The 22,986-nt window shown below is 72.5% G+C and carries 24 protein-coding genes and 1 tRNA gene; 7 read left to right on the plus strand and 18 right to left on the minus strand.

Annotated features, from left to right (window positions below; all coding sequences use genetic code 11):
- Nucleotides 1–70: 70 nt before the first annotated feature.
- Complete coding sequence (locus tag OIE12_RS14010; protein ID WP_329135247.1) at nucleotides 71–763, minus strand: TetR/AcrR family transcriptional regulator; 693 nt, start codon at nucleotides 761–763, stop codon at nucleotides 71–73.
- Nucleotides 764–1,102: 339 nt separating this feature from the next.
- Between OIE12_RS14010 and OIE12_RS14015 the strand changes: the two genes are divergently transcribed.
- Nucleotides 1,103–2,386 carry a M6 family metalloprotease domain-containing protein gene (locus tag OIE12_RS14015; protein WP_329141936.1) on the plus strand — a complete coding sequence of 428 codons (1,284 nt, stop codon included), beginning with the start codon at nucleotides 1,103–1,105 and terminating at the stop codon, nucleotides 2,384–2,386.
- Nucleotides 2,387–2,534: 148 nt separating this feature from the next.
- Entirely contained in the window at nucleotides 2,535–4,292 is a 1,758-nt protein-coding gene (locus tag OIE12_RS14020) for an IclR family transcriptional regulator domain-containing protein (protein ID WP_329135248.1), read from the plus strand.
- 109 nt (nucleotides 4,293–4,401) lie between these two features.
- On the opposite strand, the gene OIE12_RS14025 is transcribed toward OIE12_RS14020, so the two are convergent.
- From OIE12_RS14025 to OIE12_RS14035, 3 genes are all read right to left on the minus strand, one after another.
- Entirely contained in the window at nucleotides 4,402–5,091 is a 690-nt protein-coding gene (locus OIE12_RS14025; RefSeq protein WP_329135250.1) for a ScbR family autoregulator-binding transcription factor, read from the minus strand.
- Between the two features lie 154 nt (nucleotides 5,092–5,245).
- Nucleotides 5,246–6,535 carry a cytochrome P450 family protein gene (locus OIE12_RS14030; RefSeq protein WP_329135252.1) on the minus strand — a complete coding sequence of 430 codons (1,290 nt, stop codon included), beginning with the start codon at nucleotides 6,533–6,535 and terminating at the stop codon, nucleotides 5,246–5,248.
- A gap of 204 nt (nucleotides 6,536–6,739) precedes the next feature.
- Complete coding sequence (locus tag OIE12_RS14035; protein WP_329135255.1) at nucleotides 6,740–7,447, minus strand: ScbR family autoregulator-binding transcription factor; 708 nt, start codon at nucleotides 7,445–7,447, stop codon at nucleotides 6,740–6,742.
- A 341-nt stretch (nucleotides 7,448–7,788) separates the two neighbouring features.
- On the opposite strand from OIE12_RS14035, the gene OIE12_RS14040 reads away from it, so the two are divergent.
- Nucleotides 7,789–9,894 (plus strand): acyl-CoA dehydrogenase family protein, encoded by a 2,106-nt coding sequence (locus OIE12_RS14040; protein ID WP_329135257.1) that lies wholly within the window; start codon nucleotides 7,789–7,791, stop codon nucleotides 9,892–9,894.
- A 47-nt stretch (nucleotides 9,895–9,941) separates the two neighbouring features.
- Here the strand turns inward: OIE12_RS14040 and OIE12_RS14045 are convergent, their stop codons facing one another.
- Together OIE12_RS14045 and OIE12_RS14050 are read right to left on the minus strand one after the other, a co-directional pair.
- A complete protein-coding gene (locus OIE12_RS14045; protein WP_329135259.1) occupies nucleotides 9,942–10,151 on the minus strand; it encodes a hypothetical protein in 210 nt (69 codons plus the stop codon).
- A 108-nt stretch (nucleotides 10,152–10,259) separates the two neighbouring features.
- Complete coding sequence (locus OIE12_RS14050; RefSeq protein ID WP_329135261.1) at nucleotides 10,260–11,495, minus strand: glycosyltransferase; 1,236 nt, start codon at nucleotides 11,493–11,495, stop codon at nucleotides 10,260–10,262.
- Nucleotides 11,496–11,986: 491 nt separating this feature from the next.
- Between OIE12_RS14050 and OIE12_RS14055 the strand changes: the two genes are divergently transcribed.
- From OIE12_RS14055 to OIE12_RS14065, 3 genes are all read left to right on the plus strand, one after another.
- Nucleotides 11,987–13,408 carry a cellulose binding domain-containing protein gene (locus OIE12_RS14055; protein WP_329135264.1) on the plus strand — a complete coding sequence of 474 codons (1,422 nt, stop codon included), beginning with the start codon at nucleotides 11,987–11,989 and terminating at the stop codon, nucleotides 13,406–13,408.
- A 202-nt stretch (nucleotides 13,409–13,610) separates the two neighbouring features.
- A complete protein-coding gene (locus OIE12_RS14060; RefSeq protein ID WP_329135266.1) occupies nucleotides 13,611–14,651 on the plus strand; it encodes an SAM-dependent methyltransferase in 1,041 nt (346 codons plus the stop codon).
- A 184-nt stretch (nucleotides 14,652–14,835) separates the two neighbouring features.
- Nucleotides 14,836–14,911, plus strand: a tRNA-Arg gene (locus OIE12_RS14065).
- Between the two features lie 68 nt (nucleotides 14,912–14,979).
- On the opposite strand, the gene OIE12_RS14070 is transcribed toward OIE12_RS14065, so the two are convergent.
- The 12 genes from OIE12_RS14070 to OIE12_RS14125 all read right to left on the minus strand — a co-directional run bounded on the left by OIE12_RS14070 (nucleotide 14,980) and on the right by OIE12_RS14125 (nucleotide 22,318).
- Complete coding sequence (locus tag OIE12_RS14070; protein ID WP_329135268.1) at nucleotides 14,980–16,134, minus strand: tyrosine-type recombinase/integrase; 1,155 nt, start codon at nucleotides 16,132–16,134, stop codon at nucleotides 14,980–14,982.
- Nucleotides 16,134–16,334, minus strand: a complete 201-nt coding sequence (locus OIE12_RS14075) for a helix-turn-helix domain-containing protein (protein ID WP_329135270.1) — start codon at nucleotides 16,332–16,334, stop codon at nucleotides 16,134–16,136. Before OIE12_RS14075 ends, OIE12_RS14070 begins: the two co-directional genes overlap by 1 nt.
- On the minus strand, nucleotides 16,331–17,752 hold the full coding sequence (repSA, locus tag OIE12_RS14080) for a replication initiator protein RepSA (RefSeq protein ID WP_329135272.1): 1,422 nt from the start codon (nucleotides 17,750–17,752) through the stop codon (nucleotides 16,331–16,333). Before repSA ends, OIE12_RS14075 begins: the two co-directional genes overlap by 4 nt.
- Before the next feature lie 90 nt (nucleotides 17,753–17,842).
- Nucleotides 17,843–18,166 (minus strand): SpdD-like protein, encoded by a 324-nt coding sequence (locus OIE12_RS14085; protein WP_329135275.1) that lies wholly within the window; start codon nucleotides 18,164–18,166, stop codon nucleotides 17,843–17,845.
- Nucleotides 18,167–18,190: 24 nt separating this feature from the next.
- Nucleotides 18,191–18,346: a hypothetical protein gene (locus OIE12_RS14090; protein ID WP_329135276.1), complete on the minus strand. Its 156-nt coding sequence runs from the start codon at nucleotides 18,344–18,346 to the stop codon at nucleotides 18,191–18,193.
- A 12-nt stretch (nucleotides 18,347–18,358) separates the two neighbouring features.
- Nucleotides 18,359–18,550, minus strand: a complete 192-nt coding sequence (locus OIE12_RS14095; RefSeq protein ID WP_329135278.1) for a mobile element transfer protein — start codon at nucleotides 18,548–18,550, stop codon at nucleotides 18,359–18,361.
- 1 nt (nucleotide 18,551) lies between these two features.
- Entirely contained in the window at nucleotides 18,552–18,746 is a 195-nt protein-coding gene (locus tag OIE12_RS14100) for a hypothetical protein (RefSeq protein WP_329135280.1), read from the minus strand.
- A gap of 20 nt (nucleotides 18,747–18,766) precedes the next feature.
- Nucleotides 18,767–19,447 carry a DUF2637 domain-containing protein gene (locus OIE12_RS14105; RefSeq protein WP_329135282.1) on the minus strand — a complete coding sequence of 227 codons (681 nt, stop codon included), beginning with the start codon at nucleotides 19,445–19,447 and terminating at the stop codon, nucleotides 18,767–18,769.
- On the minus strand, nucleotides 19,447–19,638 hold the full coding sequence (locus OIE12_RS14110; RefSeq protein WP_329135284.1) for a hypothetical protein: 192 nt from the start codon (nucleotides 19,636–19,638) through the stop codon (nucleotides 19,447–19,449). Before OIE12_RS14110 ends, OIE12_RS14105 begins: the two co-directional genes overlap by 1 nt.
- Before the next feature lie 84 nt (nucleotides 19,639–19,722).
- A complete protein-coding gene (locus OIE12_RS14115) occupies nucleotides 19,723–21,084 on the minus strand; it encodes an FtsK/SpoIIIE domain-containing protein (RefSeq protein ID WP_329135286.1) in 1,362 nt (453 codons plus the stop codon).
- 2 nt (nucleotides 21,085–21,086) lie between these two features.
- Nucleotides 21,087–21,443: an SCO3933 family regulatory protein gene (locus OIE12_RS14120; RefSeq protein WP_329135288.1), complete on the minus strand. Its 357-nt coding sequence runs from the start codon at nucleotides 21,441–21,443 to the stop codon at nucleotides 21,087–21,089.
- A gap of 137 nt (nucleotides 21,444–21,580) precedes the next feature.
- A complete protein-coding gene (locus tag OIE12_RS14125; RefSeq protein ID WP_329135290.1) occupies nucleotides 21,581–22,318 on the minus strand; it encodes a GntR family transcriptional regulator in 738 nt (245 codons plus the stop codon).
- Nucleotides 22,319–22,378: 60 nt separating this feature from the next.
- On the opposite strand from OIE12_RS14125, the gene OIE12_RS14130 reads away from it, so the two are divergent.
- Nucleotides 22,379–22,843 (plus strand): NUDIX hydrolase, encoded by a 465-nt coding sequence (locus tag OIE12_RS14130; RefSeq protein ID WP_191854930.1) that lies wholly within the window; start codon nucleotides 22,379–22,381, stop codon nucleotides 22,841–22,843.
- Nucleotides 22,844–22,986 lie beyond the last annotated feature (143 nt).

Raw genomic sequence — 22,986 nt, forward strand, 5'->3', positions numbered from 1 at the left:
TGGTCTGCGTGATGCCGTGATGCGGGCGAGTGATGCGTGCGAGTGGTCTAAGCGGTGAGGCGTGGAAGTCTCAGTGGTGACCGCCGGGCTGCTCGGAACTCATCGGCGTGTCGGGGCAGGGTGTGCGGAGAGCCTCCATGGTCACGGCCGTACCCGGCAGTTCGGAGCGGGCCGGGGCCCGCAGTCCGTCCAGGAACAGCTGGAGATGACGGTGGACGAATCGGTCGATGCTCAGACACATCACTCCCGCGAGCGGGCGGCTGAGCTGGGCCGCGGCGACCATCACATCGCCGACGGCCACGTCGGGGCGGAGCTGTCCCGCCCGGCGGGCCCGGTCCATCAGCGACTCCACCAGGTCCTCGAGGCGCTGGCGGGAGGCGTCAAGATCGGGGTGGTGCTGGTCGAAGGCCCCCTGAAGCATCGGGCACAGCGCGCCGATCCGTTCGTCGACGGAGGCGTGCACGAACCGGGAGAGCGCCTCGAAGGCGTCGCCGCTCTCGGTGAGCGCCGCCTCGGCCGCCTCGGCCGTCCGGTCCATGACGGAGCAGACGACCTCGAGCGCCAGCGCCTCGCGGTCCGGGAAGTTGCGGTACACCGTGGCGTTGCCGACACCGGCGCGGCGGGCGATCTCGTCGAGCGGCACGTACGGGCCGAACTCGACGAACATCTCCCGGGCGGCGGTGACGATGCGTTCCCGGTTGCGCAGGGCGTCGGCGCGCGGCGGCCGGGTCGCTCGCTGCTGCACGGGTGTGGCGGTCTCCACGGCGTCCTCCCTGTCCTTTCCGGTCCCCGGTGGGGCTGTGGGGCTTTCGACGTCCGGCAGTCCGCGGGCTCTTCCCCGAGCCCCCGTGCGAACCGGGGAACGCCTCCCCGCTTCAGCCGGACACCCAGCTAAACGGGGAAGAGGTCCCCGTTAATTCCGACCCCGGGGAAGTCATGCCGTGACCTGCGTCACACGCACTCGGGAATTCCGCGCGCAGCCCCCCGAACCCGATCGGTCCCCTTCAACGCGCGGCTCCGCCCCAGGTCACGGAGGGTGAGCGAAAGGGGAGCAGCCGTGACGCCGGGTGGCTGCCGTGGAGCGGAGGGGTCGCCTGTGCCAATGGTCCACTGCCGGATACGCCCGCGCCGCCGGATACGCCCGCGCCGCGCCGCCGCCCTCGCCTCGGTCACCGCGCTGACCCTGGCCGTCTCCACCGCCGGCGCCGGTCAGCCCTGGGCGGGCCCCACGACGGCGGGGCCGGCCGCCCCCGCCCGCGCCGCCTCGCTCGGCTCCTGCACGATCCACGGCGACGACGGCGTCCAGATGTCGGAGGGTCTGCCCACCCCGTCCGGCTACGCCCGCTCCACCGGCACCGTGCACGCCCTCACCCTGATGGTCGACTTCTCCGACGCCCCCGGCGAGGGCGGGGCCATGGACCGGTTCCACGAGTTCTTCCCGCAGACCCGGAAGTGGTTCGCCACCAGCTCCTACGGCCGCCTCGACTACCGCCCCGAGACCCCGGTCACGCACTGGCTGCGGATGCCGAAGCCGTTCAAGGCGTACGGGATAGAGCGCGGCGCCCCCTTCGAGCCCGCGTACCGGGACCTGGTCCAGGACATCGTGGCCGAGGCCGACGCCCAGGTCGACTTCCGTGCCTACGACCTGCTCAACGTGCTGGTCACGCCCAACGCGGGCCCCTCCGCGCTGGACACGGTGCTGTCGGTGACGTTCGCGGGCAACGCGGAGGCCCCGGTGGCCGACGGCGTGCCGGTGGCCAACGCGTCCTTCGTCTACAGCCGCCAGGACGACGGCTCCGGCTCCTACGGGCGGACCGGCTACCGGGTGCTGCCGCACGAGAACGGGCACGTCTTCGGACTGCCCGACCTCTACACCCAGGACGGCGGCGGCGCCGTCGGGCACTGGGACATCATGAGCGAGGACTGGGGTGCCGACAACGATCTGCTCGGCTGGCACAAGTGGAAGCTGGGCTGGCTCGACGACACGCAGGTGCGGTGCGCGGCGGGCCGCGGCAGCCGGGAGTACACGCTCACGCCGCTGGCCCGGGCGGGCGGGGTGAAGCTGGTCGTCGTCCCGCTGAGCAGGCGCACGGGGTACGCGCTGGAGCTGCGCACCAAGGAGGGCAACGACGCGGCGGTGTGCCGGCCGGGGGTGCTGGTCTACCGGGTCGACGCGGACGTCGACACCGGCGACGGCCCGATCACCGTGCGCGACGCCCACCACGACAGCGGCGGCTGCACCCGCACCCCCAACGTCCAGGCCGAACTCTCCGACGCGACCTTCACCCCCGGCGACACCTTCCGCGACCCCACCCGCCATCTCACGGTGACGGTCCTCCCCAAGGACCCCAGGGGCAACTACCGGATACGGGTGACGAGGGGGTAGGGGCGCATCCGTAGGGGGCAGCCCCGTAGGGGGCGCGGGGAACTGCGCGAGCAACCACAACCAACCCGCACCCGCGAAACGACACACACCCCCGAGCTATGAGGCGCCCAACAGTCCCCCCGCCCGACCCCGCACTACCGTGACCCCCATGCCCCCGAACCCCGCCCCCGCCCGGGGCGACGGCCTCCGCGAGGACGCCCCCGGCATCCCCGCGGAGGCCGTCGCCCCCCTGATCCGCGGCATCGCCGTCCTCCGCCGCCTCACAGAAGCGAACGGCACCTGCACCCTCAGCGCCCTCGAACGCTCCAGCGGCCTCGCCCGCTCCACCGTCGACCGCATCACCGCCACCCTTGCCCGCATGGGCTACGTCCGCCTGGAGCACCGCGACGTCCTCGTCGCCCCCCGGCTGGCGGAGCTCGGCAACGCCTACCTCGCGGCCCTGCGCCTGCCCCGGCTCCTGGACGGCCACGCGGACGCGCTCGCCGACGAGCTCGACGAGTCCGTCTCGCTCGCCGTCCCCGACCAGGACGGCATCCGCTTCATCCACCAGGCCACCCGCCGCCGCGCGATGTCGCTCAGCTTCCGCATCGGCGACCTGCTGCCCGCCGAACGCACCGCCCCGGGACCGCTGTTCGCGACCGAGTGGCACGACGCGGACTGGGCGCGCTGGCGCGCCCGCCGCGCGGCGGACCCCGAGGACCGCGGCTTCCCGGCGGTCCCGGCCCGCAGCCGCCCCCCGGCCGGCGCCACCGGCGACGCCCCGGGCGACGACTTCGAGGAGCGCGCCGCCACGGCCGCCCGCGACGGCTGGGCGTTGGACGACCAGCTCATCGAACCCGGCCTGGTCGCCCTCTCCATGCCGGTACGGGAACCGGCGCCGGACGCACCGGACGCACCGGACGCGCCGGACACCCCGGGCTCCCGGGCCGCCCCCCGCCGTATCGCCTGCGTCGTCAGCATCGTCAGCCACACCCGCCGGCACACCGCCGACGACCTGCGCGAGAGCCTGCTGCCCCGGCTGCGCACGGCGGTCGCCGCGATGGAGCGGGAGCTGGCCGCGGCCCCGCCCGCGACGCCCTCCCCCGTCCCGGCGTCCGGGCTCGCCCTGTGGACCGGCGCGTCCAAGCAGGAGCTGGGCCGGGAGTTCGTCGAGTCGCTGGCCCGGGGGCTGACGGTGATCACCGCCTTCGGCGAAGGCCGCGCCGAGCTGACGCTGAGCGAGGTCGCCGAGGCCACCGGGCTCGCCCGGGCCACCGCGCGCCGGGCGCTGATCACCCTGCGCCACCTCGGCTGCGTCACCGCGCACGGCCGCGGCTTCCGGCTCACCCCGCGCGTCCTGGGCCTCGGCTTCCCGCCGCTGTCCCGCACGACGCTCGCGGAGATCGCGGAACCGCATCTGACGGCGCTCTCGCGGAATCTGCACGAGTCGTCCTCGCTCGCGGTCCTCACGGGCGACGACGACATCCAGTACGTCGCCCGGGCCTCGGCCGGCCGGGTGCTGAGCGTCCACGTCTCGGTCGGCACCCGGCTGCCCGCCCACCCGACCGCGCTGGGCCGGGTCCTGCTGGCCGACCGCCCCGACCCGCACCTCCCGGCCGGGCTGCCGGCACCGACCGGGCGCACGGTCACCGACCCGGACCGGCTGCGGGCGATCCTGGACGGCGTACGGCGGCAGGGGTACGCGCTGGTCGACGGCGAGCTGGAGGAGGGGCTGCGGTCGGTGGCCGTACCGGTGCGGGAGCGCGACGGACGGGTGGTCGCCGCGGTCAACGTCGCCCTGCACAGCGGCCGCCGCACCGCCGAGGCCTGCGAGACGGAGATCCTCCCGCGACTGCGCGAGACGGCCGCCCGCATCGAGGCGGACCTCCACGTGGCGGGCCGGTTCCGACGGGTGCCGAGCGTGTGAGACCCGGCCGGCCGGCGAACGTGTACCCCGGCCGGGCGCCGGGCGCCGGGCGTCCGGCCCCGAGGCCCAAAGGGCGCCGGCGGGCTGGCAGGCCGGCGCGAAGGCGCCGCTACGGCGTCGCCGGTGCCGGCCGGGGTGCGTGGCCGTACACCGCCTGGTCGCGGGGCGCCTCCGCCCGTCGCCCGGCCGGCACCAGCGCGCGCCGGACCGGGCCCGCGGCCACCCGAGGCAGCAGCAGCGTCCAGAACCGGGTCAGGGTGGGCCGACCCAGCCAGCGCCCGTCGTGCCCGCCGAGCGCGACGAAGCCGACCGTCGCGCCCACGACCGCGGTCGCCAGGTCCCGGGGCTGGACGTCCCCGGCCAGCACCGCCTCGCGCCCGGCCCGGGCGGCGGCCCGCTCCACCCACTCCCGCCAGCGCGCGTACAGGTCCTCCCGCTCCCCCGACCCCACCGCCGCACCGTCGCTGAGGTCGAACCCCGCGCGCAGTACGGCGTCGTGGGCGAGCCCGTCCAGCAGGGCGTGGCTGGCGTCGACGAGCGCCTGGAGCGAGCCCCCGTACTGCGGCGACGGCCGCTCCGCCGCCGTCATCCGGTCGAACCGCTCGGCCGCCGCCCGGCCCACCGCCGCGGCGAGCGCCGCCTTGCTGGCGAAGTGGAAGTGCAACGCCCCGTTGCTCACCCCGGCCCGGGAGCTGATCCCCGCGAGGGAGGCGAGTTCGAAACCGTCCCGGGTGAACAGTTCGGCGGCGGACTCGATCAACGCGTTCCGCGTACGTACCGCACGTTCCTGCTTGGCCATCGGTCGCTCCGGACTGCTGGAGGGTCGAGCGAAACTAACAAACCGTTTGCGCTGTTTTCAAGCGGGCGTACGAGGCGTGAGACGCGGGCGGGCGCGCACGGCGGCGCCCCGCGCGCGCCCGCCGCGCGCCGGGCGAACGCCCCTTCGCCGCAGCTCAGTCGGTACGCAGCACGACCGGGAGTCGGGCGTATCCGCTGACGATGAAGGACGGCACCCGCCCCAGCTCCTCCACCGGAAGAACAGACTCCAGATCGGGGAAGCGGGCGAAGAGCGCCGCGAGCGCGGTCGTCGCCTCCAGCCGGGCCAGCGGCGCGCCCAGACAGCGGTGGGCCCCGTACCCGAAGACCAGGTCCTCCCGGCGGCCCGGCCGCAGCAGGTCGAAGGCCGACACGTCGTCGCCGCCCTCGCCGGCCTCGCCGGCCTCGCCGCTCTCCCCGTACGCCTCCGGATCGACGGCCGCCGCGGCGAAGTTGACGAGGAGGGGCTCGCCGCGCGCGATGCGTACGCCGTCCAGGTCGATGTCCTCGACGGCGAACCGCATCGGCGAGTAGGCGGCGGGCCCGTGCGCGCGCAGGGTCTCCTCCACCACGTCCGCCCAGCCCGCCCGCCCCGCCCGGACGTGCGCGCGCTGCTCCGGGTCGGCGCAGAGCGCGGCGACGGCGTTGGTGAGCAGCGTGCAGGTGGTCTCCTGCCCGGCGGCGATCATCAGGTAGAGCGTGCCGAGCAGTTCGGGCTCGGTGAGGCGGGCGGCGCCCGATCCGGGGTTGCCCTCCTCGTCGTCGCGGACCGCGATGAGCGCGGAGGTGAGGTCGTCGCCGGGGTGGGCCCGTTTCTCGGCGACCAGTTCGGCGAGCATCCCGAACACCTCCCGCTGCGCCGCCGCCATCTCCGCGCCGGGCACCGCCGTGCCGAACACCAGGTCGAGCAGGCCGCACAGCCGCTCGCGCGACTCCTCCGCGACCCCGAACAGCTCGCAGATCACCCGCATCGGCAGCACGTTGGCGAACTCGGCGCGCAGGTCCACCTGTTGGCCGGGCGGCAGCGCCTCCAGCCGGTCGAGCAGCGCCTCGGTGATCTCCTCGATCCGGGGTCGCATCGCCTGCGTACGGCGGGCGGTGAACGCGGCGGCGACCATGCGGCGCAGCCACGCGTGGTGCTCCCCGTAGGAGAAGAGCATGTTCTCGTTGGCCACCCACGGGTACAGCGGCCAGTCCGGGCCGATCTCCCCGGCCGCGAACGCCGGCCAGTGCCGGCGGCCGTCCTTGGAGACGCGGGGGTCCATGAGCAGCCGCTTGAGGTACTTCTGCCGCACGACCGCCCAGGCGGTGACCCCGCCGGGCAGTTCGACGCGCGCGGCGGGGCCCATGGCGCGCAGCCGCGCGGCCTCCCCGGCCGGGTCGCGTCCGGCGACGTCGAGGGCGTACGGGCAAACGTCGGGGTCCATCCGTGCACTCCGTTCGGTCGGGCAGGTGGCGGCGCCGCCGGGAGGTGGCGCGGGGCGGGGCGGCGCGGGAGCGGGGCGAGCGGGGCAGTGCGAGCGGGTCGGGAGGAGTGGCGAGCGACGACTGGCGAGCTGCGAGTGACGAGTGGCGAGTGACGAGTGACGAGTGGCCGGCGGCAAGTGGCGGACGGTGGGGGCCTGTTCGGGTCAGCCGGGCGCGGCGGCCCCGGTGTCGGTCCGCGCCTCCGCCTCCGCCTCGCGGCGGCGGAGCGCCGCCTCGTACACCTTCGGTCCCCGCTCGGCCGAGAAGTCGAGGCGGACCAGGACGCCGGGCGCGGCGACGGCCGGCATCAGGTAGCGGTAGAGATCGGCGACGCGTTCCGGCAGGTCGGCGCGGTCGGTCATGATCCGCGAGAGCACCTGCACGCCGGTGAACGCGCCGACGAAGAGACGGGCGAGGTTGGCGACGTCCACGTGCGCCAGGATCTCGCCCCGGCGTCTGGCCTCCTCGAACAGCGCGCGGTTGTGCTCGGTCCAGTCCCGCATCGGCACCCGGCGGTTGAGGTTGTCCTTGGCCGAGCCCTGGTCCACGGTCAGGCGCACGCTGCCCTGAACGATGGGGTCGCCGGTGCCGCCCTGCAACAGGTGGGCGAGCAACAGCGCCTCGTCCAGGGACTCCTGGAGCTTCAGGTCCTGCTCGGGCACCCGGGGCAGGGAGGAGACCTGCGCGGCCAGCACCTCCTGGGCCAGCGCCTCCTTGGACGCGAAGTGGAAGTAGAGGGCGCCCTTGGTGACCCCCGACCGGCGCAACACGTCGGAGATGGTCGCCGCCTCGTATCCGACCTCGTCGAACACCTCGGCCGCGGCGACCAGGATGGCCTGCCGCGTCCGGATGGCCCGCTCCTGCCGCGCCACTCGCACCCCACCCCGTTCGTCTGTTCGAGGAAAGTCCGCACGGAACGTCCTCAAGGAATGTCCGGACAGTAAAACCAGCCGCACGGTTTTTTCAACCCTGCCGGGAACAGTCCCCAATGCCCGGGTTCTTCCCGATCCTGCACCCCTCCGCACCCTTCCGGCCCCTGCACATCTACGATCTTCACGAAGTCGGAGAGGCATATGCCGGATGTGGCCCTTGAAAAGAAAACCGGCCGGTCCTTATCTTCGACGTCCGGGTATCCGGATCGAAACGTTCCGGTCCCACTTTCCGCACCGGCCGCCGCACATCAGGAGACCGACCCACCCCAGGGGGGAACTCGATGACCGTCACGACGTCCGAGGCCTTACGGACGGAAGCATCCCGCCGGCTCCCCCCGCTCCCGTCGGGAAGACCGGTCCCCGGGACGCCGTCCGCGCCGGACGACGCGCGGGGCGGCGCAGGGGACGACGCGCGGGGCGGTGCGCAGGACACGGGCGCCGTCGCCGGAGCCACCCACGCCACGGCCGATGCCGAGGCCGCCGTCCGGGCGGAGCTGACGCGTCTGCTCTTCGCGGGCCCCGACCCCGACCGCACCCACGGCGCCTGGCGGGAACTCGTCGCCGGCCCGGCCTTCGCCCACCGCCCCGGCCTCTCCCCCGCCGAGCGCGCCGCGCTGTCGTACGACCGCCTGCGCCTGCTCAACGACGCGCTGACCGCCGAGGACGCCGCCGCCCCCGTGGCGTTCGCGGCCGATCCGCACCGGCTGGCGGCGCTGCACGAGTGGATCGGCCCGGTGGACGGCGGTCTGACGACGCTGGCGAGCATCCACTACAACCTGTTCCTCGGCAGCCTCGTCGACCATGACCACGAGGGCGACGACGAGGGCGAGCATGAGGACGGGGCGGCGGGGACGCGGGACCTGTCCCCCTTCGCCGCCATGCGCCGCGTCGGCACGTTCCTCTGCACGGAGCTGGAGCACGGCAACGACGTCGCCGCGATGGAGACCGTCGCCGTACTGGACCGCGCGAGCGGCGGCTTCGACCTGCACACGCCGACGCCGGGCGCGGCCAAGTTCATGCCGAACACCAGTCTGACCGGCGGGCCGAAGACGGCCGTCGTCGCCGCCCGGCTCCTCATCGACGGCGAGGACCAGGGCGTCTTCCTCTTCCTCACCCCGCTCAGCGACGAGCGCGGTCATCTGCCCGGCGTCACGGTCCGCCGTCTGCCCGAGCGCACCGGCACGCCCGTCGACCACTGTCTGACCTCCTTCGACCACGTCCGGCTGCCCCGCGAGGCGCTGCTCCAGGGCGAGCACGGCCGGCTGGCCCCCGACTCCACGCTGACCAGCACGCTCGGCAACCGGCGCAAGCGGTTCCTGCGCTCGATAGGCCGGGTCACGATGGGCAAGCTCTGCATGAGCGCCGGCACGCTGGGCATGGCCCGGGCCGCGCTCACCCTCGCCGTCCGGCACGCGCACAGCCGCCGGATCGCCGGGCCGCGCGCGGGCGAGCGCATCCCGGTCGCCGCCCACCGCAGCCACCACGGCCGGCTGCTCGACGCGCTGGCGACGGCGTACGCGATGACGTTCCTGCACCGGGCGGTGGTGGACCGGTTCGCCGCCCGGGGTGAGGGGGACCGGGAGGAGGTCGAGCGGCTCACCGCGGTCGCGAAGGGCTGGATCACCTGGCAGGCCCGGGACATCGCCATCGAGTGCCGCGAACGCTGCGGCGCCCAGGGCCTGTTCCCGGCCAACGGGATCTCCGACCTGCCGGCCAGCATCGAGGGCGGCATCACGGCCGAGGGCGACAACCTGGTGATCTGGGTGAAGGCGGCGTCGGAGATGGTCTTCGGCCACCAGGTCCCGCTCCCGCCCACCCGCACGACCTCCGGCGACGATCCCGGCAGCCCCGGTGACCTCGACGACCCGGCCTTCCTGCGCGACCTGCTGCTCCACGCCGAGTCGATCTGGCAGAACCGCGCCCGCACCGCCCTGCGCGAGGGCCCGTCGGGCGACCCGATGGGCCGCTGGAACGCCACGTCGTCCCCGGCCCTGGAGATGGTCGAGGCGCACGCCTGCCGGACGGCCGCCGACGCGTTCCTCGCGGCGGCCGACCGCGCCGCGGACCCGGCGGCCCGGTCCGTTCTGCGCGCGCTGTGCCGGCTCTTCCTCCTGCGCCGCCTCCGCGCGCACACCGGCGACCTGCTGGCGGAGGGCCTGCTCACCCCCGACCAGGTACGGTCCCTGCCGCACGCCGTCGATGCGGCGACGGCGGAGTCGGCCCCCCACCTGGCGACACTGGCCGACGCCTTCGCCCTTCCACCGGGCCTGCTCTCCACGATCCCGCTCGCGAACGGCGAGTCGATCACCGGAACCCCGGAACCGACGACGGCGGACCCTGTCCGAGCGGCGGCGGACCCTGTCCGAGCGCCGGTGGATCAGGGCTGACGGCAGCGCAGGTCCCGCCCGGGCCCCGGGCCCCGGGCCCCCTGTACTCAGGTGGCCCGGCGGGACCTGATCCGTCCGTTGGCGCTGCGGCGGTCCCGCCGGCGGCGCCTGGCGGACGCGAGATAGGTGAAGACGGACACGGCGACGGTACCGACGGTGACGACCAGGATCAGGGCGTCCACGGTGGTCGCCCTGGTCACCGCGTAGGCGATGCCCGCGAGCACCGCCACCGCCCCCAGACCCCTGAGGGTGTTCATCTCGTACGACCTGCTTCCTCGACCTGCTGCTTCGAACGCCTCACCGGACCGCTCCGGCCCGGCTCCTCCGGCTCACCGGGTCACTTCCACGCGGTCACTTCCACGCGGTCACTTCCAGGCGGACACGCGCGTCACGTACGACTTCAGGATCGACGCGACCAGCCAGTACGCCCGGACGACGGTGTACACCAGCTCCGGGATCAGCAGCGCCTCGACGAGCATCGCCTTCCAGCCCAGGTTCCGCACCCGCAGCGCGGGATAGACGACCCAGAAGGCGAAGAGCGCCACCAGGAGCGGCTGGTGGGAGAAGCCGTGCACGGCCAGCAGCACGAGCTGCTTGGCGCCCCACCCCAGGATGTAGGCGAAGCCCATGAGCCCCATGATCATGGTGGCGATGGAGTGCCAGGTGAACTTCGTCCAGCCGCGCCGACGCAGGGTGTCCACGGTCCCGCGGCTCCACCGTTCGCGCTGCTGGATGAGTTCACGGAGGGTGGGCATGAGGTCGGTGTAGGCGATGCAGAGCTGGTTGGCCGTCACCTTCCAGCCGGACTCCTTGAGGGCGAGCGTGGTCTCGTAGTCCTCGACGAGGTTGCGGTGGTCCTCCCAGAAGACCTCGCCGCGCCAGTCGATCAGTCCTTGCAGGGCCTCGGCCCGGTAGAAGGAGCCGGCCCCGGACATCGTGTGCACGTCGCGGCGGTAGCGCGCGTTGGCGGCGCGGCCGTACTCGATGATCTGCATGCCGAGCAGGAACCGCTGCCAGGGGCTGCGCCACAGGTCGGTACGGCCGAGGCAGGCGGCGCTGACGCCGCCGAGCTCCGGGTCGGAGGCGATGACGTTGCCAGCCCGCTCGACGAACCGCGGGTGCAGTTCGGTGTCGGCGTCCATGACCAGGACGTGCCGCACCCGGTTGTTCAGCCGGCCGCCGACCGCCTCGCGCAGCCAGCGCAGGCCGAAGTTGAGGGCGCCCGCCTTCTTGTGCGGGTTGTTGTCGAAGGTGAGGACGACCGTGGGCGGGGTGCGCTCGTCGTCGGCGAACCGGCGCGCGTACTCCTCGGTGCGGTCGGTGGAGTTGTTGACCACGACGACGATGAGCGAGGGCCGCCGGGTCTGCGCGGCGAGCGAGTTCAGCGACATGAGGACGCCGACCTCCTCGTTGCGCGCCGGCACGAGGACGACGGTCTCGTAGACCAGCTCGTCCGGCACCCCGGGCCGCGTACCGCGCCCCGCCCCGGACTGCGCGCCGCGCCCTCTGCGATGCCTGCTGCGGGCGGCGCCGCGCGTCTCGGTGTCCGCCTGCGTCCGCGTGTCGTCGAAGTCCGTTTGCGTCTGCGTGTCGACGTGCACGCTCGGCGCCGTTGTACCGGCCACTGCCAGCCCCCCACCCGGTCACACAACGCCCCTACGTTGTGTTCAGTTGTGTTCGAGAAGTGAAAACCCCTGGCCGGAAACTACCTCATGGTGATCGCACAGCCCAGGGCGAGAACGCGACCGTCCGTCGCACGACGGCTGCATGGTTGAACCTCAAACCAACTGAATGCGCCCGGCCTTACCACTCAAAAGACTGATAATTCGGATGCTGGGAGTCGATAAGGCACAGCGAGCGATACTGAGCGACAGTGACGAAAACCACACCACAGGCGCCGGGATGACCGCAGTGTGAAGCACTGGGCGGAGTGTGCCTAGGATGCGCCGGTGACCAGCCAGAGAAACGGCCGCGCCCGTGCTGTGCGACAGATGTCCCAGGCCACGTGCCCGCGGTCGGCCGGGATATCCGCGTGAGCCGCCGCGACACCCGCCCGAGCCGCCGCCGCGGCGCCCCCAGGCGGGGACGGAACGTGCTCGTTCTCGTACTGTGCGTGTGCGTCGTCGCGGCGGGGGGTGTGCTGTTCCGCTCGCTGTGGCGGTCCTCGCACGGCGACCCCTCCGCACTCACGGTCCGTTACCGGACCGACGCCCCGGCCACCTCGACGGTGGCCGCGCCGTGGCTGGAAATCATCAACACGTCCGGGAAGACGGTGGACCTGGCGGACGTGACACTGCGGTACTACTACACGGCCGACGGAGACTCCGCGTACGGCTCCAACTGCGTGCAGACGGCGCTCGGTTGCTCGCACGTCACCCAGCGCACCGGTGCCTTCGACAAGCCCGCGGAGAAGGCCGACCACTACCTCGAGATCGGCTTCACGGCCGGTACGGGAACCCTGGCGCCCGGCGGAACCAGCCAGGGCATCGGACTGCAGCTCTACCGCGTCGACCACGCGAAGCTGAACCAGGCCAACGACCGCTCGTTCAACGCCGAGGACACCACGTACTCACCATCGAAGCTGGTGACCGCCTACCTCGGCGGCACCCGCGTATGGGGCGAGGAACCGGCCGGCACGACACCGCCGGCGGCCGCGGCCGCCGCGGCCGCGCTCCCGAAGTCCGTCCTCTTCGACGACTTCGCCTACGCGGGCCCGCACGACCCGGCGCTCAAGGCGAACGGCTGGGAGGTCCGCGGCGGCGAGGGCGGCCCGGGCATCGAGGACACGTGGTCGACGTCCGGCGTCAGCTTCCCGGCGGGCGGGAGCGGCGCGGGCGACGGGAGCACCGGGGGCGACGGGAGCGGCGAGGAGGACCGTGGGGACGGCCAGGCCCTGCGGCTGGTGGCCCGCACGGACGGAACGAAGCGCGGCACCCGGCAGGCGGAGTTCCACACCGCCCGGCCCACGTTCTTCACCGGCACGCTCGTCGCCCGGGTGTACTTCGGCGACGACCCGACGAGCGGCAAGGACGGCGACCACATCGCCGAGTCCCTCTTCACCATCTCCCCCGACCACACCTCGTCCAAGTACAGCGAACTCGACTACGAGTACATGCCGAACGGCGGCTGGGGCAGCCTGGGTCCCCGTCTCGACACCACCAGCTGGCGCGACAGCACCCGCAACGACCGCGTCACCAGCTCCCACACCCTGAAGCTCAGCGGCTGGCACACGCTGGCGATCACCGCGGTGAAGGGGAGGACCACCTATTCCGTGGACGGAGAGACCCTCTTCACCAGCGGCAGCCGCCACTTCCCGCGTGAACGCATGACGATCAACATGAGCACCTGGTTCATCGACCTCCCCTTCAAGGGGGCGTCCCGCACGTGGGACATGCGGGTCGACTGGCTCTACTACGCCTCCGGCACCACGGTGCCCGCGAAGACGGCGGAGACCGCGGCAACGGGGTTCGCGTCGGCGGGCGTCCGGTACGTGAACACGCTGCCGGGGTCCTGACGTCGGGGACGGCCGGACTGCCTGTTGGTGAAGGCAGGACTGCCTGCCGTCGACGGCCGGACTGCCCGATACCGACGGCCGGACTGCCCGAGGGGGCCGGTACCGATTCTCGTCGGCGCGGCGGCGTCGCCTCCGCGCCGCCCTCGCAGCAGTGTGACTGCCCGAGCCCAGTCGACGAGGGAAGAATCGAGGCGTCGGAGCCATGGTGGATGAACCGCAGTCGGAACTCGAGGCCCTGCAGGCGGCCCTCGGTGCCCGTGCCCGTATCCGGCAGTGGGCGGAGGGCGCCGAACTGCTCGACCTGCTGCACGCGGCGGCGTCGGAAGGGTGGCTGGAGGCGCTGACCCGGCCCGTCACCGTCGAGGACCTCGCCGGCCTCGGCGGCATCCCGGCCGAGCGCGCCCGCCGGGCCGTCGAGGTGTTCCTCTCGGCCGGGGTGGTACGTGAGGCGGCCGGAACCCCGGAAACGCTGCCCGCCTTCACCCTGGCCGAAGACTTCGCCGCACTCCAGGCCGGACCGTCCGGCATACGCACGGACATCGCACTCGACGCCGTCGACGCGGCCCGCGCCCGCATCCGTACGGCGCTGACGGCGAGCGCGCCGTACGACTGGCAGGAGGACGCGCTCGTCGTCGCCCGGGACTGGGGCATGCTGCCCTCCGACGCCTCACGCGCCCTGTTCGGCATGGCCTACGCGGAGCTGCCGGAGTACCACGCCCGGCTGGCCGCGGGCGGCCCGCTCCTCGACGTGGGCAGCGGGGTCGGCGGAGCACTGCTCAGCACCGTGACGGCGTACCCGGCGCTGCGCGCGGTCGGCGTCGAACGGGCCGGCGACGTCGTCGAGGAACTGCGGAACCGGGCTAAGGCCGCCGCCGTGGCCTCCCGCATGGAGGTACGCCACGCCGACGCCCAGCACCTCACCGACGAAGCGGTCTACCCCGTCTGCTACTGGGCCCAGGCGTTCTTCCCCCACGGCACCCGCGAGGTCACCCTGGCCGCCCTCCGGCGCGCCCTCACCCCCGACGGCCTCCTCCTCGTACAGGAACTGACCCCACCCCCGGACGCCTCCTCCCCCGCACCCCTGGGCGCGACCCTGGACGCACTCGTCGCCGACTGCCGCGACATCCCGCCGGTGGCGAGCGCGGAGTCCCTGACCGCAGAACTCCGAACCGCCGGCTTCACCGACGTGACGGTGACCCCGACCCCGGTCGGCCGCCTGGTCCTCGCGCGCAACGGGGGGTAGGGCGGCGGGCCGGTAGGGGCGGTGGCGGCGAGCCCCACCCTCACCCCACCCCGCACCATCCCGCCCCACACCCACCAGGGCCACCCGCTACACTGGCCGCGGCGAGCAGACCCCCACCGTCCGCTCACCCATCTGTCCACGACACGTCGCTCCCACCACGGACACAGTCGTCGACGGATACCCCGCCTTCGTAGCTCAGGGGATAGAGCACCGCTCTCCTAAAGCGGGTGTCGCAGGTTCGAATCCTGCCGGGGGCACCAGGCAAAAGGCCCCGGACCGATCATGGTCCGGGGCCTTTGACATCCACTTCTGACATCAACGGGCACGACTACCGAGTGCCAGGGCGCCGCTTCCTGAGCAGCCGGTCCATGTGGCTCATGGCCTCCCGCTGCGTGTCCTGCACGACGTGCGTGTACACGTCCATGGTGATGCTGATCTGCGAGTGCCCGAGGATTTCCACGACGACGCGGGGCGCGACCCCAGCGGCCGTCAGGAGCGTGGCCGTCCCGTGCCGAGCATCGTGCAGCCGAATCACCCGAAGGCCGGCCGACTCGGCGACCCGGGTGAAGGAGCGGTACAGATTGCGCGGCTCGACGGGCCGACCGGTGCAGGTAGCGAAGACGTAATCCGACTCCTGCCACCTCTCCCCCGCCTTGGCGCGGGCAGCCACCTGCCGCAACCGGTGCCAGCGCAGCGGCGCGATGCAGAGCGCGGGCAACGGAACGGCACGGCGACGACGGCTCTTGGGATCGTCGTCGTAGAGGACACCACGGCGCCGCTGCACTTGGTGGCGGACGTACAGGACGCGCCCGTCAAGGTCGACGTCGGACCAGCGAAGACCGATGATCTCCCCGCGCCGCAGGCCCATGGCGATGGCAAGGACGAAGGCCGCGTAAAGCGGGTCCTTCCGGGACGCGGCGAGGAAGTCGAGCGTCTCGTCGAGGGTCCACGGATGCAGCTCGGGCGTATCCGTCCGGGGCGGCTCGACGAGCTTGGCCACGTTGCGCGTGATCAGTTCCTCGCGGCATGCCGAGGACAGCGCCGAACGCAGCACCCGGTGCGACTCCTTCGCCGTTGCCGCAGTGGTCTCGTTCTCCAGGCGGACGAGGAAACGGCGCACGTCGGCGACGCCCAGCGATTCAAGCCGCTTGGCGCCGAGCAGCGGCACCAGGTAGAGCCGGACGTGCGCTTCGTACTTGTCGTACGTGCTCAGCTTCCGCCGAGGCTTGATGACGTTCTCCAGCCAATACGGCAGCCACTCGGAGAGCTTGGCCGACTTGGTGGGCACGGGTACGCCCTGGTCCACCTTGTCGAGCAGCTCCCGGCGCTTGGCGTCGCACTCCGCCCAGGTCTTGCCGTAGGCGAACTTCCGGGCCCGGGTGTCGTCCGGCTGGAGGACGTACACCGCGCACTGAAAGCGACCGTCCTTGCGCTTGGTGATGGTTCCGGCGCCGTTCGGGTTGCGCTTGCGCTGAGTGGCCATCAGGCTGCCTCCTCCAACTGGCCGAGGACGAACTCCCGGACGGCATCAGCGGGGATGCGACGAGCACCGTCGATTTTGATCGAGACGAGGCGGTGCGATCGGATGAGGTCGTACACCTTGGAACGCCCGAGCTTGAGCCGGGCCATGACCTCCGGCACGGTCAGGAGTTCGGCGGTAGCGGTGGCGGTGGCGGTGGTCATGCTGCGGTTCCCTCCTCGGTGAAGTTGTCACGCAGGGCGTCGCGGGCGGTCTCGCGGTTGGTCTGGAGGTCGCGGGCGATGGTGGCGGCGAGGGCGGCTTCGCCCGGGGTGTAGCCGTGGCCGGCGTACTGCCAGTCGGTCAGGACGAGGACGGTGTCCGGCTCGCGGTCGTCGAGGCCGAGGACGGACGCCTCTTGAGCGGCGCGGAAGTCCGCGCGTTCCTGACGGAGGGCGCCGAGGGTGGTGGAGTAGGTGCGCGACTTGGACGAGAAGTGCCCGCGGAAGCCGAGCATGTGTGCCCAGGCCCAGAGGCGCCGGTCCGGGTACAGGGCGTCGAGGTCGCGGCAGGCGGTGATGAGCCGCCGGGTGTGGTCGGGGACGCCGTGGCGGTCGAGTTCGGAGAGTTCGCCGATGCGGCGGTCGAGGGTGCCGGTGTTCTCGGCGGCTTTGGTGGCGTACTTGGCGACGTAGGAGGCGACGGCCTGTTCGGTGATGTCGGAGCCGTCCCCGAAGGCCTTGACCGGGCGGACGTCGAGCTGTCGGCCCCAGCGGAACGTCCGGGCGGGTTGGTCGGCGGCGGCCGGGACGGAGACCGAGGTGTAGGAGTGCGCGGCGGCTGCTCGGAGCGCGTCGGTGAGCACGTCGGCCGTTGCCCAGGCGGGCGGCGGAGTACCGGGCCCGTCGGGGCCGTCGAGGCGTACGACGGCGTGGAAGTGCAGGGCGCCGCGCTTCTGGAACTCGGCCACCTTGCCGTACGAGACGCGCAGGTGGTCGGCGAGCTCCCGGCGGGCCAGGCCGCCGCGGGCGGCGAGTTCGCGGCGGAGCCTGGTGGTGAAGCGCTGCCAGAGCTGTCCGGCGTGGTTGTTGAAGAGGACGGCACCCGCGTAGTCGTACGTCGTCGGGTCGAGGGCGGTGCCCAGCTCGGGAGCGTCGGGGGTGTGGAGGGTGCCGCAACGGCAGGGGCCGCCGTGGTCGGGGCGGTTGTGGACCGGACCGAAGGACGGGGCGGTGAGGGTGGCGAAGACGCGCGGGTGATCGCGGACGGTGGCGGGGATGTCGCGGCGGTCGTCCCCGGCGAGGCCGGCGCGGATCAGGTGGTAGGTGTCGCCCGCGTAGGTCCAGGCGCAGGACGGGCAGCGGGAGGCCCGGCGGTTGCCGCAGGCGAGGCGGAGGCGTCCGCCCGGCTCGTTCTCGGTGGAGTAGTGGTGCAGCGTCTCACCGGTGGTCTTGTCCTTGGTGAGCGTCCAGCCGGTCAGGTGGATCGGGTCGGAGCAGCCGCCGGTACGGCGAATCTGGTCCTCCCAGCGGGTGTAGTCGGAGGCCGAGGCCACCCGGAGGACGTCGCCGAGGGTGATCGGGTCGAGCGGGTGGGCGGACGTGGTCGCCTTGGGTGTCGCGGATGCGGCCCGGTGGGCCATGCTGAGGGTTCCTTCCGGTTGCGAGATCGATCGGTGGGGACGGCTCCCGGGCGGCGGATGCTTGGCGGTATCGAGGCCGCCCGGGGCCGGTCAGCGGCGTTTGGCGTCGGCGGTGACCAGGGAGCGCAGGACGACGGCGCAGACGGCGACGGATGCGCCGGTGATGGCGACGGCCAGGAGCATCGAGACGAGGACGGCGCCGACGACCAGGACGACGGCGGTGCCGACGCCGACGAGGGCGAGGGCGGTACCAGGGGTGAGCTGGACGACCGGACGGGACGGCGCCGGAGTGGTCGGGACGGCCGGCGAGGTCGTCACGTTCGGGACGGCGGTGGTCGGCTCGACGACGGCGGCGGTGCGCGGTGCGGTGAAGCCGGTCGGGGTGGGCATGGTGGGGATCTTCGGGCGGAGCATCGGTGACGTCCTTTCGCGGAGGGGTTACTTGACGAGGGCGTTGATGGCCGGGGCGAGGACGCTGTCGGCGAGGAGGAAGCCGCCGAGCAGGACGACGGCGATCAGCCAGGCGGGCGGCCGGAAGAGCTTGACGCCGAGGTAGCCGACGACGAGCAGCGCGAGCCAGAGCGGGACCTGCATGGCGGTGGCCTCCTAGCGGATACGGCAGCGGTGGGTGCGGGCGGCGAGCTGGGCGGCGGAACGGCTGGAGTAGTCGGCGGACCAGCCGCAGCCGTCCGCTGTGCACACGGCGGCATGGGTGGTCCGGCCGTTGCGGTCGCGGTGCGTGCCGATCTGCACCGGGCCGATCCGCATCACGGAGTGGAAGTGGTCGCGGGCGGGCATGTCAGTCGGTCTCCTCTCGGGCCGTGTCAGGGGCGGGAAAGGCGGTGCGGATACCGGCCGCGGTGGCCGGGTCAGCGGTGAGCCGGGCGGCCTCCTCGGCGAGCAGGTGAGCGAGGAAGGGCCGGTCGGCGGCGGTCATCTCACGGGCGCCGTCGAGGTATTCGGCGGCGGTGAGGTCAGCCGGGTCGTGGGTCATCGGTCGTCCTTTCTTGCTGGTCAGGCGAGGTGGGCGGCGATGGCTTCGGCGAGGTGGGGCGGGACGCCGAGGCGGGAGCGCAGGGTGTCGGAGTCGATGGGGGCGCCGGTACGGGCGCGGTACTCGTCGGCGACCTTGCGGGCGTGGTCGACGAGGACGGCGGGGACCGGAGGCGCGGGAGCGGGGGCAGGAGCGGGAGGGGCGGGGGCCGTGCCGGGCTCGGGCGCGTCTTCCGTGGCCGACACGCGATCGGCATCCGGAAGCGACTGCTCGACCAGATGCACGACCTCCCCCACGTCCGCGACGGGCGTCGACGGCTCCGGCTCCGGCTCCGGCTCCGGCGAGTGGGCGAGGAGCGTGCCGCCGAGGAAGGCGAGCGCGGGCCATCCGGCGATGCCGAGGCGGAGCAGGGCGGGCGGATCGGCCAGGTCGAGGAACCCGGCGGTGGCGACGTTCGCGCCGAGCGAGGCGAACAGCGCGACGACGAACCAGCACCAGGCCAGCCGGGACGGCCCCTCACTGCGCAGCCGCCGCCACGCAGCGACGAGGAGCAGGTCGACGCTGACCGGGTAGGCCCACGCCTTCCAGCCGTCCTGTCCGGCAGCGGCGGCCAGGTCGTGCAGGTGGGCGAAGGACAGGGCACCGGCGATCACGGCCTGAATCAGGACCGCGTCGACCCGGAGGCCGTGACGGGCGCCCATCAGACGTCGTCCGGGGCGTCGGGACCGTAGCCGTCCGGGAACATGTCGAACGGCGGCTCGGGCAGCGACGCGGCGAGGGACGGGCTCACGGCGTCCACGAAGTCCAGGTCGGCGCCGGTCATATCGCCGTACAGGGCGAGTTGGCCGAGCAGGAGCACGGTCCGGGCGAAGTCCTCGCAGTTCGGGCACATGGCGGGGTTCTCCCTTCTCTAGGCATGGCGGGGTAGGGACGTGGCGCGAAGACGGTCACGCCGGCCGAGGAGGAGCCGAAGGGGTCAGGCGGTGGCCGAGGAAGCCTTGACCAGCGGCACAGGCGCCACGTCGGAGCCGGAGTCGAGGAGCGCGGGCCGGAACGGCGCCAGCTCGGGCAGGTCCGGGGTCCGGTCGGCGTGCCGATTGCAGATGTTCACGGCCTGGCGGAGCGAGGTGTGCGGGGCGCGGATGCGATGCCACCCGCCGGAGGAGTCGCCCGAGACGGCGAGCCCCCGCATCTCGGCCGGGATCTGGATGGCGGCGAGTACGGCGTCCGGCGAGATGTCACCGAAGGCCATGTTCGCGGAGGACTCGTCGTTGACGCGGTGGGCGGTACGGCCCGTGAGCTGGGCACGGAGCATCGTGATGCCCTTGCCGAGTTCGGAACCGAAGCGCTGCCCGCAGATTTCCAGGTAGATGCCGGCCGCGCGGCCGAGCTGGGCGAGACGGACCAGCGCGGTGACGATGCGGTCCCGCCGCTTCTCCTCCTCCTTGCTTGCGTACAGGGCGAGTTCGGCAACCTCGTCGACCAGCACAACGACCGGGGTCGGGCGCAGTTCCTCCGGCAGATCCCAGATGTCGGCGGCGATCTCCGCATCGGGCACGTCGGAGGTGATCCGCTGTTGGTCGCGGATGAGTCGGTAGACGTCCGCCATCCGGGATACCAGCGCATCCAGCACCTCGGCGGCGTCATCCGGGTTGTCGGCCAGCGCGGAGAACCGGCGGGCCAGCGGGAACAGCTCCACCCCCTGCTTGCAGTCGATGCCGACGAGGGCGACGTCCATCGGAGCGAGCCCGGCGACCAGGTTCCGCTGGTAGACGGACTTCCCGGACTCCGTGGCGCCGAGGGTGAGGGCATGGGGTATCGCCCGGTAGTCGCGGTAGTGCACCGAACCGTCCTCCCGCAGCGCGACCGGGACCCGCATGGGACGCCGCTCGGTCTCGGCCGGCATCTGCACCCGCTTGAGCACGTCGTACCCGGTCATCCGCACCTCGACGACGCCGGAACGCAGTTCCCGCGAGGTCACGCCGTACATCGAGAACGAATGCCGGAGCCGGTCCGAGGCCGCGGCGATGTCGAAGGCGTCCTGTCCGGGTCGAAGCTTGAGCCGCAGCACCAAACCCGTACGGGTCGGCCGCAGGCGCAGGATGCGCGGCGGACGCGGCTCCGGCACCGGCCGGTTGGCCGCCCGTGCGAGGGCGAGCCGCCACCGGGCGGGCGGGACGGTCAGCCCGCACGCGTCCATGACCGAGCCGTACCTGACCAGGACCCGCACCACGGCCAGCGTGACCCCGAAGGTCAACCAGTACCAGGCGGGGCGCCGCCACCGCAGGAGACCCACGGCGGCGACGACCAGCACCAAAGCGACCGCAAGGCCGGTCACGATCACGCCGCCTTGGACCCAGCGGCGGCGCCGACGAGCGACGTGACCGCGACCGCGCGGAACGCGATGCCGTGCCGCCTCTGGCCGTTGAAGTCGTTCTCCCACGGACGGGCGATCAGACCGGTCAGCGCGACAGGCGTGCCCATGGCCAGCTCACCGGAGATGCCCGGCTCCGGGACCGTGATGGAAAGAATCTCCACCTCCTCGTTCGCCGCGAACATCACGTCCACCGTCATCAGTCGCGCCCCGGTCTCAGCGTCGGTGGCAATCTCGCCGGTACGGCGATCACGCACCTTGACCTGCGGGGGCTTGGCGACCATCACGACCGCGCCAGAGGTGTCGACGGGAATCTGACGCACAGGATCACTCCTCTATAGGTGCCGAACTCCGCCACTCATGTATATGAGTGACAGGAAGAAGAGTGCATCACTCCTGTACATGAGTCAACCCGCCACGAAGAAGAACGCGCGGCGGGTCGTGAGGAGTTGAGCGGGCGTCAGTCGTCCGCAGGGATCCGGTACTCGAAAACGAACTGGTCAGCAGCCATGAGGGTGTCGCACACCTCGACCACCAGACCCGCGGTCGTACGGGCCTCCCGGATCAGGTGGACCACCGGAGCACCCGGGCTCAACGCCAGCTCCACCGCCTCCGCCTTGGAGGCCGGCCGCGCTTGCAGCGTCTCGACGAACTCCGCGAACTCGTGCCCGTGGTCTTCGAGCCGAGCGTAGATGCCACCCCCACCGGGGTTCTCGGCGAACAGCTCAGGGATGTCCTTCACGACGTCCCAGGGCAGGTAGGACGTGGCGGTCTCGACCGGTGTGCCGTTACGGAAGTACAGGCGCCGACGAGCCAGCACTTGTGTCCCGGCGGAAACACCCAACCGCTCGGCGGCATCCTCGGGCGCCTCCATGGGGCCGATGTAGAGGACGCTCACCTTGGCCGCGGCCCCGGATTGCGCGGACTCCGCAAGGTAGGCCGCCTGCCCTCCCTGCCGGAGCGAGCGCCGGAAGCGGTCGGAGGAGCGGTGGCGCACCGGGGGCCGGTTCTTCACGATCGAGCCCTTGCCGTGCCGGGTCTCGACCAGCCCACTCGCCCGTACCTCGACCATGGCCTTACGGATCGTCCCACCGGACACGCCATAGCGCTCCACCAGCTCGGACTCACTCGGCACCATGTCACCGGGCTTGAGGACCCCCGCCCGGATCTGCTGCACGATCTCATCCGCGATCTGCACGTACCGAGGCCCGGAACCGACCCCTCCCGCCGCAGTTCCCACAGTCCTTGCCCGCCTCCTATGCTCCTCTGCATGAGTCAACCACAGGAAGCGAGCGCCCCTACCCTGCACTCCGTGTCCGTAGCCGGCGCGGTGGTGCGCGAGGACGGCCGCCTCCTGGCGATCCGCCGAGCCGACAACGGCACCTGGGAACTCCCCGGCGGCATCCTCGAACTCGACGAGACCCCGGAGGCCGGCGTAGCTCGCGAGGTCCTCGAGGAGACCGGCATCCACGTCGAGGTCGACGAGCTCACCGGCGTCTACAAGAACATGACCCGAGGCGTCATCGCCCTGGTCTTCCGCTGCAAGCCCTCCGGCGGCACAGAACGCACGTCCAGCGAGTCCACCGCGGTTTCCTGGCTCACCCCGGACGAGGTCAGCGCCCGCATGTCCGAGGTCTACTCAGTCAGACTCCTGGACGCCTTGGACGGCAATGGCCCCCACATCCGAAGCCACGACGGCAAGCACCTCATCCCAACGGGATAAAACCTTCTCTCCATCATCAAGGCGGCTCGCTCCGCTCCCCGCGCGCGGCACGGCCCCCGGCCGGGCCTGCGCTCCTGTCTCCGCCCCGCTCCAGCCCGGCCGGCGCCCGTGCCGCGCTCAGAGCGACCAGCCGCCTGACGCCA

It is taken from the genome of Streptomyces sp. NBC_00670 (genome assembly GCF_036226765.1).
Taxonomy (GTDB): Bacteria; Actinomycetota; Actinomycetes; order Streptomycetales; family Streptomycetaceae; genus Streptomyces.